A 14,196-nucleotide genomic window follows, 5' to 3' on the forward strand; every position below is an offset into this window, starting at 1 on the left:
GAAATTCAAAAGGCAGGCAGGCTGGCCGGCTCCACTGAACGGTGCAGCAGCACCGGGATCGACTTCGAGGTTGGCGTATTGCAGACGTCGCCGACGCTTGATAGCGGGACCAGCGGGTTCGTTTCCGGGTAGTACGCGCCGATGCAGCCGCGCGGAATGTCGTACTCGACCAGGCGGAAATAATTTGCGCGGCGTTCGATCCCGTCGTCCCAGACCGTCGTCATGTCTACCCAGTCGCCGTTCTTGAAGCCGAGCATCGCGATGTCGGCCGGATGGATGAACACGACGCGGCGCTGTCCGAACACGCCGCGATAGCGGTCGTCGAGCGCATAGATGGTGGTGTTGTACTGGTCGTGCGAACGGGTCGTCATCAGCGTCATGAGGCGCTCGCCATGGATTTTCTTCGCACGGGCGATCGGCGTGTCTTGTTGCACCGGATGCACGACGAAGTTGGCCTTGCCGGTTGGTGTTTCCCATTCGCGCTCGCGCGACGCTACGCGCAGGTGGAAGCCGCCTGGTTGTTGAATACGCGCGTTGTAGGCCTCGAAGCCATCGAACACCTGTTCGATCGCGTCGCGGATTATCGCGTAGTCACGCGCGAACCCGAGCCAATCCACCTTGGCATAACCGAGTGTTGCATACGCAATGTTCGCGATGATTGCGGTCTCAGACATCAGGTTCGGAGAGGCGGGCTTGTTCATCCCGTACGAGATGTGCACCATGCTCATCGAGTCCTCGACGGTGATGCCCTGTGCCACGCCAGCCTGCGCGTCGATCTCGGTGCGGCCAAGTGTCGGCAGGATCAGGGCTTCTTTGCCGTGCACGAGGTGGCTGCGGTTCAGCTTCGTCGTGATATGGACGGTGAGATCGCACGAGCGCAGGCCGTCGAAGGTGCGCAGCGTATCCGGCGTCGCCATCGCGAAGTTGCCCCCAAGGCCAATGAACACCTTCAGACGACCTTCCACCATGTGTTCGATGGTCTCGACGACGTCGAGGCCATGCTCGCGTGGCGGCTCGAAGCTGAAAACCTGGCCGAGGCGGTCGAGGAAGGCCTGCGAGGGTTTCTCCTCGATCCCCATAGTGCGGTTGCCCTGCACATTCGAGTGTCCGCGCACTGGGCAGAGCCCCGCGCCTTCGCGGCCGATGTTTCCGCGCATCATCAGCAGGTTCGACAGCATGTGCACGGTCTGCACCGAGTGCTTGTGCTGCGTGATGCCCATACCCCAGGTTGCGATCACTCTCTTTCCGTTTGCATATATGCGGGCCAGGTCCTCGATGTCTTCGTGTGCGACGCCGGATTCGGATTCGAGCAGCGGCCAGCTCTCGGCGCGCAGATCCGCGGCGAACGCGTCGAAGCCGAGCGTGTGCTCGCGGATGAAATCCACGTCGATCACGCGCTCAGTGCCTTTCGCGACGGCTAGGTCGTCGAGTTCGATCACATGCTTCGCGACGCCCTTGATCAGCGCGAAGTCGCCCCCCAGCTTCGGCTGGATGAACGTCGATGCGATCTTCGTGCTGCCGAAGGTGAGCATCTCAAGCGGATGCTGGGGGCTCGCGAAGCGCTCGAGCCCCCGTTCGCGCAGCGGATTGACCGAGACGATCGTGGCGCCACGGCGGGATGCCTCGCGCAGTTCACCCAGCATGCGTGGATGGTTGGTTGCGGGATTCTGGCCGAAGATAATGATGGTGTCCGCGAGCTCGAAGTCGTCGAGTGTGACCGTGCCCTTGCCGATGCCGACTGTCGTCGGCAGACCGCGGCTGGTCGCTTCGTGGCACATGTTCGAGCAGTCGGGGAAGTTGTTGGTGCCGTACATGCGTACGAACAGCTGGTACAGGAACGCGGCTTCGTTGCTCGCGCGGCCGGACGTGTAGAACGCTGCTTCGTGGGGCGAGTCGAGCTGGTTCAGATGCTTCGCGACCAGCGCGAAGGCATCGTGCCACGCGATCGGCTGGTAGCGGTCGGTCCGTGGGTCATACACCATCGGGTCGGTCAGCCGGCCGTGCTGCTCGAGTTCGTAGTCCGTCTGCTTCATCAGCTCCTCGACGGTATGGGCCTCGAAGAACGCCGGGGTCACGCGTTTTGTCGTCGCCTCGGCCGCGACTGCTTTTACGCCGTTCTCGCAGAATTCGAAGGTCGACGCGTGCTGCCGGTCGGGCCACGCGCAGCCGGGGCAGTCGAAGCCATCTGGCTGGTTTTGCTTGAACAGCGTTCGATAGTTGCCGCCCGCGACCCGCTCCTTGATCAGATTGATCGCGACGTATTTGAGGGCGCCCCAGCCTGCGGCCGGATGGTCGTATGCCTCGATTTTTCCCTTCGGTGTTGCCTTTTCCATAACCTTGGCTCCATTGATGACGCGTCGTCTATGTCGTGCCCGAGCAGCCTGAAGTCGGGTTCTGCCATGCGGCGCGTTCCATGAGCCGAAGAGTAAAAGCGCAGGAGGAGGGGCGGGGCACACACATCCATTCGATTTACAAGAGTACAGTTCTGTTATCCTCCCGCATTCGCGTGGACTGTATACTGAAGTGCATTCGTCCCCATGCCACCGCATTCGGCCGGGCTGCGATCGGATGCGGGAGTGGGGCGATGAAACTTTACGAAAAGCTTGCGGACGATCTGGAGAAGCTGATCCGGCAAGGCGTGTACAGTCACGGTGATCGCGTGCCGTCGGTACGGCAGACCAGTCAGCAGCACCGGCTCAGCATCACCACTGTGATTCGTGCCTATTTGCTGCTGGAGAGCCGCGGCCTGCTGGAAAGCCGGCCTCAGTCCGGCTATTTCGTCAACCTGCGCAGTGACGATGGCGAGCGCCAAGTACGCAAACTCCGGCCCACCAAGCCGATCGCCATTTCGTCGTCGGTCGACGTAAGCCGGCTGGTGCTGTCGACCCTGCGTTCGATCAGCACAGACGGTGCCGTGCCGCTCGGCTCGCCCTATCCCGATCCGGGCCTGTTTCCGTTTGAAAAGCTGAACCGCTATGCGTATTTGGCCGGCCGGGAAAAAGGCAATGGGGCGTGACGAATGCGCTGCCGCCCGGCAATCCGGAACTTGTGCGCCAGATCGCGCGACGCTACCTCGAAAACGGCATGTCGGTCGATCCGAACGAGATCATCATCACGGTCGGTGCGACGGAGGCGATCAACCTCTGTCTGCAGGCGGTCGCCAAACCCGGTGACGTGATCGCCGTTGAATCGCCGACTTTCTACGCGATGCTGCACGCGATCGAGCGGATGGGGATGAAGGCGATCGAGGTTTCGACGCATCCGGAGCACGGCATCGACATTGCGGCGCTCGCCGCGATCGTAGAATCGCAACCCATCGCCGCGTGCATGGTGATGCCGAACTTCCAGAATCCGCTCGGTTTCCAGATGCCGGACGAACGCAAGCGCGAGCTGGTCGAGTTCGTCACCAAGAAGGACATTCCGGTCATCGAGAACGGCGTGTACAACGAGCTGTACTTCGGCGCTTCGCACCCGAGCACACTGAAGTCCTACGACAAGAAGGGGCTCGTGCTGCATTGCGCGTCGTTCTCGAAGAGCCTGACGGCGGCCTACCGGATCGGCTGGGCGCTGCACGGCCGCTATCGCGACGAGGTAGAGAGGCTCAAGTTCCTCAACACCTTGACGACGCCCTCCATTCCGCAACTCGCGATAGCGGAATTTCTCGAACGGGATGGCTACGAGCATCACCTGCGCCGGGTCCGGAAGGCCTATGCGCAACAGGCCAATCTGATGCGGGCGATGGTGTCTCGCTTCTTTCCCGACGGCACGCGCATGTCCTCTCCGGCGGGCGGCTATGTACTGTGGATCGAGCTGCCGCCCAAGGTCGACTCGATGCGGCTTTATCAGCTGGCTCTCGAGAGGGGTATCACGATCGGGCCGGGCTATATGTTCTCGACCTCGGACACCTACCGGAATTTCATCCGACTCAACTACAGCAGTCCATGGTCCAGCGAGATCGAACAGGCGTTGATTACCGTCGGCAAGCTGGTCGGAACGTTAGCCCGCTGACGCGTGAGGTCAGCGAAAGCAGTACAGCTCGCGGGCGGCACAGCCAGTACAGTATGCGGATCGCGCGTCAGGCACCCTCAAGCTTGCGCGCCGCGGCTAGAATCGGCTGTGTCGTCATCGTTGCGAGGGAAGGACGAGCATGAACGAAGTGCAAGCAGGACAGACGAACGACGGCGAATTCGACCCGGTCGTCGCCGTGGTGCTCGAGCAACTGTGGGTGTCGTCCAAGGATGGTCCTGACAGGCCATGGGCCTTGGCCAAGCTGGCAAAACGCGCCCGACTGCCGATGAGCACGTTGCGACGGACACTCACGGTGCTGAAGTCTGCAGGACTGGCCGATTTTAGCATCGACGAGAACGGACGCGGGATGGCCGTGCTGACCGAGCAAGGGCGCGCGCTCTGCGAGACGGTGGCGGGGATCGAGGCCGACGGCGCGGGTTGATGCAGGGGACTGTCAGCGCGAGACGGCGGGCTTTCGGGCGCGCCGTCTCTTTTTTCAGGGGGGCTTTGCCGTACGGGGTGGGCAGGCATCAACCGCCGACCAGCGACATGCGGACGGTGGGGTAGACCTTACCCGATCCGGCCTTGCGCTTCGTCGCGCGAAGCTCTGAGTAGCGGTCGTCGCGGTGGCTCCAACTCCGACGGACCGCATCGGCCAGTTGCTCGATGGAAGCGGCCTCGGTCAGCCAGGGCTTAAGATCCGTACCATGCGTCGCGAACAGGCAGGTATACAGTTGGCCGTCGGCCGATAAGCGCGCACGCGTGCACGAGCCGCAGAAGGGATGCGATACGCTCGAGATGAACCCGACCTCGCCGGAGCCGTCTGCATGGCGATAGTTGACCGATGTCTCGGTGGGTTCGTGATTGTCGAGAGGAACGAGGGAGAATTCCGCTTCGATGATGTCCTGCATCTGCCGCGACGTGAGCACCTTGTCGCTTGCCCAGAATGCCGCGCCGCCGACATCCATGTATTCGATGAAGCGCACCGCCACGCCGCTGCCCTTGAACAGGCGGACCAGCGGCAGGATCTGGCTATCGTTCACGCCGCGCTCGATCACCGTATTGACCTTGATGGGCATAAGCCCTGCGGCACACGCCGCGTCGATGCCGTCAAGGATGCGTGCCACGGGCACGTCGACATCGGTCATGCGGCGGAACACCGCGTCTTCTACCGCGTCGAGGCTGACCGTCACGCGGGTCAGGCCGGCGTTGCGTAGCGAGCGTGCCTTGCCGGCGAGCAGCGAACCGTTGGTGGTGAGCGCGAGCTCGACCGGCTTGCCGTTCCAGGTTGTTAGTGCCGCTAGCCGCTCGATCAGCGTTTCGAGCCCGCGTCGCAGCAGCGGCTCGCCACCGGTGATGCGGATCTTCTCGACGCCGAGCGACACGAACGCTCGCGCGATCTTGACCATCTGATCGAACGACAAGCGCTCGGATGATGACAAAAACGGGTAATTCACATCGAAAACATCGCGTGGCATACAGTAAGTGCACCGAAAGTTGCACTGGTCGATCACAGACAGACGCAGATCCCGCAACGGGCGGTCGAGTTGGTCGATGGGATTCGCGGCGGCGTCAGCAAGTGCGGCTGCGAGTGCCGCGTGGTCGATGGCGTTCATGATCTGTCCGATGCTCCTCGGAGGATGAAACGATTCACCAGCAGGATAGTACGTAGGTGCGTTGGGCCGGATACACAGTCCGCTCCTCATCCCAGGAGTACAGTTTCGTCTTCCGGAGCCGCGTATTCGACGAAGCTGTCGTCGCGGCAGAAGCCGAGCAGCCGTATCCCGGCCTGCTGTGCGACGTCGATCGCAAGAGACGTTGGGGCCGAAATGGTCGCGATCATCGGGATATGCAAGCGAGCTGCCTTGCGCACCAGCTCGTAACTGGCACGGCTGGACAGAAACACGAAGCCATCGCGCGTATCCGCCTGACGGCGCGCGAGGTGGCCGATCAGCTTGTCGAGCGCGTTGTGTCGGCCGACGTCCTCGAATACGTCGATCACCGCACCGTCACGGTCACACCATGCGGCGGCATGAATGCCTCCGGTCTCGTGCATCAGAACCTGTCTAGTGGGCAATTCGCGCGCTGCGCGCTCGACGGCATCGGCCCCGATATTGGAGGCGGCGCCGGCATGGGCGATACGGGCGGGGTGCAGATCCAGCAGCTCGATGCTCTCGATTCCGCAGACCCCGCAGCCAGTTCGCCCTGCCAGCGCGCGTCGCTTCCCTTTCAGCGCCATGAAGGCCTTCTGCGCGATGGTGACTTGCACCTCGGCGCTGTCGCTTGCCGAGAACGTTTCGATATCGAACACCTCAGCCATACGCTCGACGATGCCTTCGCTGAGCGCAAAGCCCAGCGCAAACGCTTCAAGGTCGATCGGGGTCGCCATCATCACTGCGTGCGCGATGCCGTTGAAGACCAGCGCGACCGGGACCTCCTCGACGATGCGGTCGCCAGTCCGGCGGGTGTCGCAGTGCCGGCGACGGATCACCGTGCGAGCGACGCTGCCGGTGTGATCGGCAGAGGTGGGGCAGGGCTGCATGATGGGTTCCTCCGATGAGATCAAGTTAGTTGATAGCGTGCGTCGGGCAGGGTTTCCGGTGGCACGGTCTCGTCGCAGAGATCGAGCAGCGCCCTCTCCACGTTGCACGTCATCGCGTCGAGTGCCAACTGATTGGGCGCGACGCCGAACGGCTGGGAAATCTCGCCCGCGATCGCCTCAAGCGCGATCATCGTGTATGACACGAACGTGCACACGAGCGGTGTCGCAATGTTAATCGTGTCGACGAGCCCAAACGGCAGCATCGCGCAATAGGCATAGACGGTACGGTGCAGTAGCACGCCGTACACGAACGGAATCGGTGTCGCCGCGATGCGTTCGCAGCCGCCGACGGCCGCTCCGAGTTCGTTGAGCTGCGTGTCGAGCAGCCAAAGCTGGCTGTCGGTGAGCGCGCCGCTGCGCTTCAGCTCGCCGAGGCGGCAGCGCGCTTCGTTGAGCAGAACGATGGGGCGGAACAAACGGCCCGCCACGGCCATCGCGTTGTCCGGCCCGAGCAGTCGCGCCAGATCGGTTGCCACATCAGTGCGCCGCAGTTGGTGCTTGAACGCGTAGACGAATGCAATTAGCAACCGCACGAAGCCGTCGCGATCGAATACGGCGGGGTCGTCCGGCGCGTAGGCAATCACCTGCGACGTCAGTGCGCGCGCGGAAATCAGTACGTTTCCCCACAGCCGGCGCGCTTCCCAGAACCGCTCGTAACTGGCGTTGTTGCGGAACGCGAGAAAGATGGCCAGCGCAACGCCGCACAGGGTAAACGGTATCGCGTTCAAGGGAATTTTCTCGCCCAACAGGCGACCATCGGTGAGCATTGCGAGTACGCTGATCAGCGCCATGAAGACCAGTTGCGGAATGATCGATGGGAGAACCGAACCGTGCCAGATGAAGAGCATGCGGAACCAGTTGGGTGTGGGTCTGATGATCATGACGGATACACTAAAAGAGTCGATGGAAAGCGGTGCGTGTGTTGACCAGCCATCACAGCCGGCATCGGATTAGCTCCAAGGTTATGGGCAATCCGGCGTGCCTAGTGATCACACATCGGCGTAGGGGAAAAGAGCACAGTTGCCGCCAGGACGGCCTTCTGTCAGGTTCGCGCGGCAGTCACGCCCGTTGGCGTAATCGGTTCCGTTCAGGATTTGTATTTCTGAAGACGGTTCATCTGCTTGAAGCGGACGATCCGAAGACTCTTTCGTCTGACCGCTCTGGCCGAACCGCTGTCCGTCAATAGCCATACCGGGTGACTACTTCACTCGGATACCTACCGTTGAACCGTTGACGGATCGACCGGCAGCTACGGGTCGGTAGCAGCCGATCATGAGATAGGCGCCGACAGTCCGGTTTGGTCGACAAACTGCCTGTGCTTCCTATAGACAGCAGGTCACCCAAACCTGCCGATCTACGAGTCCAGTCTGTTGCCGGTGTACAAAGGATTTCGGACATGTTCCGATTTGGCGATGTATGAGCGCTGTATACCTGGTGCAAGCAGCGCGAGGCAGAGACGCATAATTGGCCGCCTAAGATGTGACGAAGGGGCTGTTACTCTGCTGCGGTTTGCTCCAGTGCAGTTATGACGGCCACCTTCGGGGGTGCCCTATGCAAACAACTCGGCCAAAGCGCCCCCCTCAGGTCTGAGTGCCAACTCAGGATCAGATACCTGCCATTTCTCTGTCACCAAGTTCGTCAGCTTTCTGACCGTTGGAACATGTACTGTCAACCCAATGCTGCCGATTACACCCTCGTCGCCTTAATGGCAGGTAACCTAGCAATAGCGGATCATCAAAAACGGCCAATGCCCGCCGTCGGACTCAGCGCTGGTCTGCCAAAAGCTTTTGCAGCCACAAAATTGGGTTAGACTTGCTCTATCCTATCTAAAGCGAAGCTGCGCTCGCTCCTCCAAACGTGTTCATTCTAGAGGTCTACAGGATGCTCCTGCGCGGGTAGCAATCAATCACCCACAGCTTGGGCAATCAGATATTTTTGTTGAAAGCGGAAATCCTTGAAAATACGTCGGCAATGAATTCAATAAACACGATCGCCCGTGTTGGAAGAAGCCTGTTTGCGACATAGACGATCTGAACAGGGACGGCCGAAGCAGTATATCCCGTCAGAATTAACTGCAAGCGACCGCTTTTTAACCCTTCCTCAAACAGCCATTCCGGTCCATGCCCAATACCTAAACCTGTGGTGACCGCTGCGCGAACGGCGTCGGGTGAGTTAACCCTCAGCTTGCCAGAAACCGGAATATCGGTGTCATGAAAGCGCCATGTCGCACCGGACGACAGCAAGGTGTAGATCACGCAGTCGTGGTCGCGCAGGTCATTCGGTATATGCGGAACTCCGCGTTTAGCCAGGTAGTCCGTACTGGCCACGACCACACGCTCGTACATTCCTATGCGCCGAGCGCGTAGCGCACTGTCCTCCAAATGTCCGATGCGAATTGCGAGTTCGATCCCCTCATCCACAAGGTTCACGTAGCGATCGCTGATCTGAAGATCCAGCGTCAATCTGGGATAACGCTCCAAAAAAGCCGGTACGTGTGGCAACACATATGTATGCGCCAGCGAGGTGGGACAGGCCACGCGCAAGAGCCCCGATGGATCAACGTTGTTCCTGAATGACGATTCAGATTCGTCCACAGCATCAAGAATTCGCCGGATGTCTGCGTAGTAGCGTTCGCCTTCCGGCGTCAAGGCAAGCTTGCGTGTGGATCGGTGCAGCAGCCGCGTTTGGAGGTGATCTTCCAGCGCCGCCACGTAACGACTGACATTGGGTTGTCCCAAGCCCAAATCTCGCCCTGCAGCAGAGAAACTTCCCGTCTCTACAGCCCGTGCGAAGCATGTCATCAAGAGAAATCGGTCCAAGCTACCCCACAATTCATGCATTTTAAGCATGAAATATATTCAAATGAGACATCTTATCGATTATCGAGCATGGATGCACACTTCTCCCTGTCGACCACGGTTGGTTGTCACTTACAGGAGAAATCAATGTCGCGCTTGCAAGGTAAACGTACTCTCATCACGGGCGGCACCAGCGGCATCGGTCTGGAAACCGCGAAGCAGTTTCTGGCCGAAGGCGCCCGCGTCGTCGTTACGGGCGTCAATCCCGATTCGATCGCGAAGGCCCAAGCCGAACTTGGATCCGAGGTTCCGGTTCTGCGCGCCGACTCGGCCAGCGTCGCAGCGCAAAGGGAACTGGCACAAGCCGTCAAAGACCACTACGGCCAACTTGACGTTGCCTTCCTCAATGCCGGCGTATCCGTCTGGTTGCCATTCGAGGAATGGACGGAAGAGATGTTCGATCGCTCGTTCGATGTCAACGTCAAGGGACCGTACTTTCTGTTCCAGGCATTGCTTCCAGTGTTCGCTCGCCCAGCGTCCGTAGTGCTCAACACGTCCATTAGTGCGCATGTCGGTGCGGAGCGCTCTTCCGTTTATGCCGCCACCAAGGCCGCGGTCCTCAACATGTCGAAGACCCTTTCGACCGAACTGCTTGGACGCGGGATTCGCGTCAACGCGGTCAGTCCCGGCCCGATCGAAACGCCGCTGTACGACAAGATCGGCATCCCCGACGCCTATCGCGAGCAAGTCAACAAGGACATTGCTGCCACCATCCCGCTCGGCCGCTTCGGTACGCCGGAGGAGGTGGCCAAGGCGGTGCTGTACCTGGCCTCCGACGAGTCCCGTTGGACGGTCGGATCGGAAATCGTCGTTGATGGAGGCCGCATGCTCAACGGCTAGTGGCGCGTCGCTTTTCGCCGACTTTCCTAAGGTCAATGCTTGGCGTAAAAAGCTCATGGTAAGAGCTAGCGTTATAGCCGCTGTTTCTGCGGATTATCCGGCGCTTTTACGAGCCCACTTGCGGCGCCAAAAGGCCTTGCTGATGGAAAAAATTTAGAGCTCGTTTCCATCCGAATCTGGCCCGTGCAGATTGTTGAGCGATGGGAACCCGGGCGTTTATTTCCGCGCCGCGATTTTTTGTCACCGAGGAGAGTTTCAAGAAAATCCAGAGTGACGAGCTGTTGTCCTGCGGCAACGGCGAACTTAATTGTCATGCGCGCGTGCTTGTAATGGTGACGTTGCGGCGTTCAGGCCTTTCGGAGGCCGTCTTTGATTGACTTGGCAATCCAAAGGTATACGGCAAAAGATCGCGCCAAGATGTGTCTGCACTAGGCCGCCGGCTGCTTCACACGGGGAAGTTTCTGGTGGAGCGATCGCGTTTGGGGATCGCGACAGCGAGTTTTCCTCACAATACGACGAAATAAAGTCGTTTGTTGCGAGGCGACACCTCCGCTACTCTCAATACAAGCACCGATGTGACCGGTGCTTCGGATCCAGTCGCATGAGCACGCACCGTTCGACCATTGAGTCGAGATCGGTGGGCAAGCATCTAAAGCGCGAGTCCGTCACAAGCCATTATAAAAAATCATTGGAGAAGACAACATGGGATTAAATCGTAGAGGCTTTCTCATTTGTGGAACTGGAGCAGTTGCAGTTGCAGCGACAGGTCTCCTTGGTGGTCCTTGGGTGCGCCGAGCCTACGCAGCGGAGTTCACCTACAAGGTCGGGACGAATCTGCCGGCAGCTCACCCGCTGAACGTTCGCCTCCAAGAGGCATCGGATGCGATCAGGAAGGAGACAGACGGTCGAATCGACCTCCGCGTGTTTCCCAATAATCAGCTTGGCGGCGACCCGGACATGTTCTCGCAGCTGCGAGCCGGGGCACTGGAGTTTTATGCGGTCTCAGGTGCTAATACCCTTTCGACTCTGGTTCCGAAGGCGTCTATCTCTGGCGTCGGCTTCGCGTATAAAGACTATGACCAAGTATTTGCAGCATTCGATGGCGACCTTGGCGCCCATATTCGCGGGCTTATTAGAAACGCGAATCTGATCGTGCTGGACAAGATCTGGAACAACGGGTTCCGCCAGATCACGACCAGTACGAAGCCCATCAAGGCTCCTGCCGACCTTCGGGGCATGAAAATTCGCGTGCACTGGTGGTCGTCTCTGGATCTCGCTGTTCAAGTCACTTTCCGCAGCCCCGGCGTCGATCAGCTTCAACGAAGTCTATTCTTCGTTGCAGACAAAAGTCGTCGACGGGCAGGAGAACGCGCTGGCCGTAGTAGACGCCGCGAAGCTTTATGAAGTCCAGAAATACTGCTCGATGACGAACCACATGTGGGACGGCTACTGGTTGTTGGGTAACAAGACAGCGTGGGAAAAGATGCCGCCCTCCGTCCGTGACATCGTCTCAAAGCACCTCAATGCAGGGGCGTTGAAGCAACGGCAAGACGTGATTCAATTGAACGCCTCCCTGCGGAAGACCCTTGAGGGCAGAGGGCTTGTGTTTAACACCGCTGACGTGAACGCGTTCCGCCACGCCCTGCAATCTGCGAACTACTACACGGAGCAGAAGCAATTCTTCGGCGACAAAGAATGGGGTCTTGTGGAGAAGTACACGGGGAAGCTGGCATGAGAACGCAAACGCTGAAAGACGTTGACGACGCACTCGAGCAACAAACTAGCGCAACCATCCATCAGACGACGAAGACTGTTCCCCGCTGGCTGTCCCATGTGGACTTCGCGCTAGGCCTGTGCGTCTCTGTGCCTGCGGCACTGCTGGTGCTAGCAGAAGTTATCTTGCTTTTCAGCGGTGTTGTTGCTCGTTATGTCCTGCACCATCCACTAATCTGGGGCGACGAACTCGCTTCCATTCTTTTTCTCTGGCTCGCAATGACAGGTGCCGCTACGGCGTTGCATCGAGGAAGCCACATGCGCATGACGGCACTGGTCAACCGCATGGGCGAGCAGTGGAATCCCTTCTGGGACACCATGTCGATGATGGCGAGCATGCTTTTTCTCGGCCTCGTACTTGTTCCGTCGATCGCTTATCTCAAGCAGCAGTGGGACATTCTGACACCGACAATGGAGCTCAATGATGGCCTACGCGTCGCGGCTATCATCTTCGGGATTGTGTCGATGCTGCTGATCTGCGTGGTCAAGTTGTTAGCAATCGGTTGGAAGACTGCAATGACTGGGATTGCGGTGTCGCTAGTGACTGTGTTTGCGCTGGAACATGCCGGACCTGTTTTGCAATCGCTTGGAAACCTGAATTTAGTGATTTTCTTCGTTGGTGTGGTCGGTTTCACCGTCTTGAGCGGAATGCCTATCGCATTCTCCTTCGGCCTTTCCGTGTTTGCTTATCTTTCAATGTCAACCACCATGCCGTTGGAAATTGTCGTCAGCCGCATGGACGAAGGAATGTCTCAAATCCTTCTGTTGGCTGTGCCGATGTTTATCTTCCTCGGGCTTCTCATTGAGATGACAGGAATGGCACGGGCGATGATCAACTTCCTGGCATCGTTGCTGGGTCACGTCCGGGGGGCCTCTCATATGTTTTGGTTGGCGCGATGTACCTCATTTCTGGGATTTCGGGGTCAAAAGCGGCCGATATGGCGGCCGTTGCTCCGATTCTGTTCCCTGAGATGAAAAAGCGTGGTGAGAATCCCGGCGAGCTCGTCGCACTGCTATCGGCAACCGGCGCACAGACCGAAACGGTCCCGCCAAGCATCGTGCTTATCACGATCGGATCGGTTACTGGCGTATCAATCTCTGCGCTTTTTACCGGCGGTCTCTTGCCGGGGCTCGTACTGGCGTTAATGTTATGCATGCTTGTCTGGTGGCGGGCTCGAAAATTCGAGCCCACGTCCTCCACGAGGGCCGCGTGGTCCTTGGTCGGAAAGGCGTTTGTGGTATCCATCCCGGCGTTGGCCCTTCCGGTTGTCATCCGCATGGCTGTTGTGGAGGGCGTGGCCACAGCAACGGAAGTTTCGACAGTCGGCATCGCATATTCTGTTGTCGCTGGGCTCATGGTGTATCGATGCTTTGATTGGAAGCGCGTTGGCCCGATGCTCGTGGAGACGGCCGCTCTTTCCGGTGCGATTCTCATCATCATTGGTACAGCTACCGCGATGGCGTGGGCGCTCACACAGTCCGGTTTCTCTCACGGACTGGCGGATTTCATGCAGCAACTGCCAGGGGGCGCGTTCACCTTCATGGTTGTGTCAGTTTTCACGTTCATCATCTTAGGCAGCGTCCTCGAGGGAATACCAGCCATCGTTCTCTTCGGGCCGTTACTTTTCCCCATTGCCCGGGCTGTCGGCATCCATGAAGTTCAATACGCAATGGTTGTCATTCTTTCGATGGGTTTGGGGCTGTTTTCGCCGCCGTTCGGGGTTGGCTATTACGGCGCGTGTGCAGTCAGCAAGATCTCACCGAACTTGGGCATTCGTCCAATTATGGGTTATATGGCTGCACTGTTCATTGGAATCGTGGTGATCGCAGCGGTACCATGGATTTCGACCGGCTTCCTGAATAGCTAAGAGGCGTGTACACGCAGAGATCAAAGAGGCTGGATACACGTCCAGCCTCTTTGTTTGGAAGTCGCTTCAAGCAATTGTTGGCGATGTTGATAAGTTGATAATACGATTAGATGCTGCGAAGAAACTATCGCCAGCGCGGATCTGAACACGGCTTCAGTGGCGCTGCCGCCGGTACCAAGTGGAGAACACAGCGGTGCCGCGCAACAAGCTCGCCTGTGCCGATAAGATACGCTGGATGGATGATTAG

12 protein-coding genes and 1 pseudogene are annotated in these 14,196 nt (G+C 58.9%); 7 read left to right on the forward strand and 6 right to left on the reverse strand.

The genetic code is table 11. The annotated features are described in order from the left end of the window. Nucleotides 1–5 precede the first annotated feature (5 nt). Nucleotides 6–2,333 carry an FdhF/YdeP family oxidoreductase gene (locus ABKF58_RS12385; RefSeq protein WP_482580977.1) on the reverse strand — a complete coding sequence of 776 codons (2,328 nt, stop codon included), beginning with the start codon at nucleotides 2,331–2,333 and terminating at the stop codon, nucleotides 6–8. A gap of 251 nt (nucleotides 2,334–2,584) precedes the next feature. On the opposite strand from ABKF58_RS12385, the gene ABKF58_RS12390 reads away from it, so the two are divergent. The 3 genes from ABKF58_RS12390 (at nucleotide 2,585) to ABKF58_RS12400 (ending at nucleotide 4,450) form a co-directional block, all read left to right on the forward strand. Beyond that, nucleotides 2,585–3,016 (forward strand): GntR family transcriptional regulator, encoded by a 432-nt coding sequence (locus ABKF58_RS12390; RefSeq protein ID WP_482580979.1) that lies wholly within the window; start codon nucleotides 2,585–2,587, stop codon nucleotides 3,014–3,016. Beyond that, a complete protein-coding gene (locus ABKF58_RS12395) occupies nucleotides 3,013–4,008 on the forward strand; it encodes an aminotransferase-like domain-containing protein (protein ID WP_482580980.1) in 996 nt (331 codons plus the stop codon). Before ABKF58_RS12390 ends, ABKF58_RS12395 begins: the two co-directional genes overlap by 4 nt. A 139-nt stretch (nucleotides 4,009–4,147) precedes the next feature. After that, complete coding sequence (locus ABKF58_RS12400) at nucleotides 4,148–4,450, forward strand: helix-turn-helix domain-containing protein (RefSeq protein ID WP_482580982.1); 303 nt, start codon at nucleotides 4,148–4,150, stop codon at nucleotides 4,448–4,450. Nucleotides 4,451–4,538: 88 nt separating this feature from the next. Here ABKF58_RS12400 and moaA read toward each other — a convergent pair whose 3' ends face one another. The 4 genes from moaA to ABKF58_RS12420 form a co-directional block, all read right to left on the reverse strand. Next, a complete protein-coding gene (gene moaA, locus ABKF58_RS12405; RefSeq protein ID WP_482580984.1) occupies nucleotides 4,539–5,624 on the reverse strand; it encodes a GTP 3',8-cyclase MoaA in 1,086 nt (361 codons plus the stop codon). Nucleotides 5,625–5,710: 86 nt separating this feature from the next. Then, nucleotides 5,711–6,550, reverse strand: a complete 840-nt coding sequence (fdhD, locus tag ABKF58_RS12410) for a formate dehydrogenase accessory sulfurtransferase FdhD (RefSeq protein WP_482580985.1) — start codon at nucleotides 6,548–6,550, stop codon at nucleotides 5,711–5,713. Nucleotides 6,551–6,570: 20 nt separating this feature from the next. After that, on the reverse strand, nucleotides 6,571–7,491 hold the full coding sequence (locus tag ABKF58_RS12415; RefSeq protein ID WP_482580986.1) for a bestrophin family protein: 921 nt from the start codon (nucleotides 7,489–7,491) through the stop codon (nucleotides 6,571–6,573). A 1,044-nt stretch (nucleotides 7,492–8,535) separates the two neighbouring features. Continuing rightward, the gene (locus ABKF58_RS12420; protein ID WP_482580988.1) at nucleotides 8,536–9,459 is read right to left on the reverse strand and encodes a LysR family transcriptional regulator; all 924 of its coding nucleotides are present in this window, start codon (nucleotides 9,457–9,459) and stop codon (nucleotides 8,536–8,538) included. Between the two features lie 96 nt (nucleotides 9,460–9,555). Between ABKF58_RS12420 and ABKF58_RS12425 the strand changes: the two genes are divergently transcribed. After that, nucleotides 9,556–10,308 carry an SDR family oxidoreductase gene (locus ABKF58_RS12425; protein ID WP_482580989.1) on the forward strand — a complete coding sequence of 251 codons (753 nt, stop codon included), beginning with the start codon at nucleotides 9,556–9,558 and terminating at the stop codon, nucleotides 10,306–10,308. Between the two features lie 71 nt (nucleotides 10,309–10,379). On the opposite strand, the gene ABKF58_RS12430 is transcribed toward ABKF58_RS12425, so the two are convergent. Then, the gene (locus ABKF58_RS12430) at nucleotides 10,380–10,622 is read right to left on the reverse strand and encodes a hypothetical protein (RefSeq protein WP_482580991.1); all 243 of its coding nucleotides are present in this window, start codon (nucleotides 10,620–10,622) and stop codon (nucleotides 10,380–10,382) included. A gap of 472 nt (nucleotides 10,623–11,094) precedes the next feature. Here ABKF58_RS12430 and ABKF58_RS12435 point away from each other — a divergent pair, with 472 nt between their 5' ends. From ABKF58_RS12435 to ABKF58_RS12445, 3 genes and pseudogenes are all read left to right on the forward strand, one after another. Then, nucleotides 11,095–11,712, forward strand: coding sequence for a TRAP transporter substrate-binding protein (locus tag ABKF58_RS12435; protein WP_482580992.1), 618 nt, complete (start codon nucleotides 11,095–11,097; stop codon nucleotides 11,710–11,712). Then, nucleotides 11,618–12,043, forward strand: a complete 426-nt coding sequence (gene dctP, locus ABKF58_RS12440; protein ID WP_482584370.1) for a TRAP transporter substrate-binding protein DctP — start codon at nucleotides 11,618–11,620, stop codon at nucleotides 12,041–12,043. Before ABKF58_RS12435 ends, dctP begins: the two co-directional genes overlap by 95 nt. Beyond that, nucleotides 12,040–13,949 (forward strand): annotated as a pseudogene (locus ABKF58_RS12445) (TRAP transporter large permease). The gene dctP and the pseudogene ABKF58_RS12445 overlap by 4 nt, the downstream one beginning before the upstream one ends. The last annotated feature ends 247 nt before the right edge of the window (nucleotides 13,950–14,196 follow it).

This window comes from Pseudogulbenkiania sp. AW2-16, assembly GCF_056824575.1.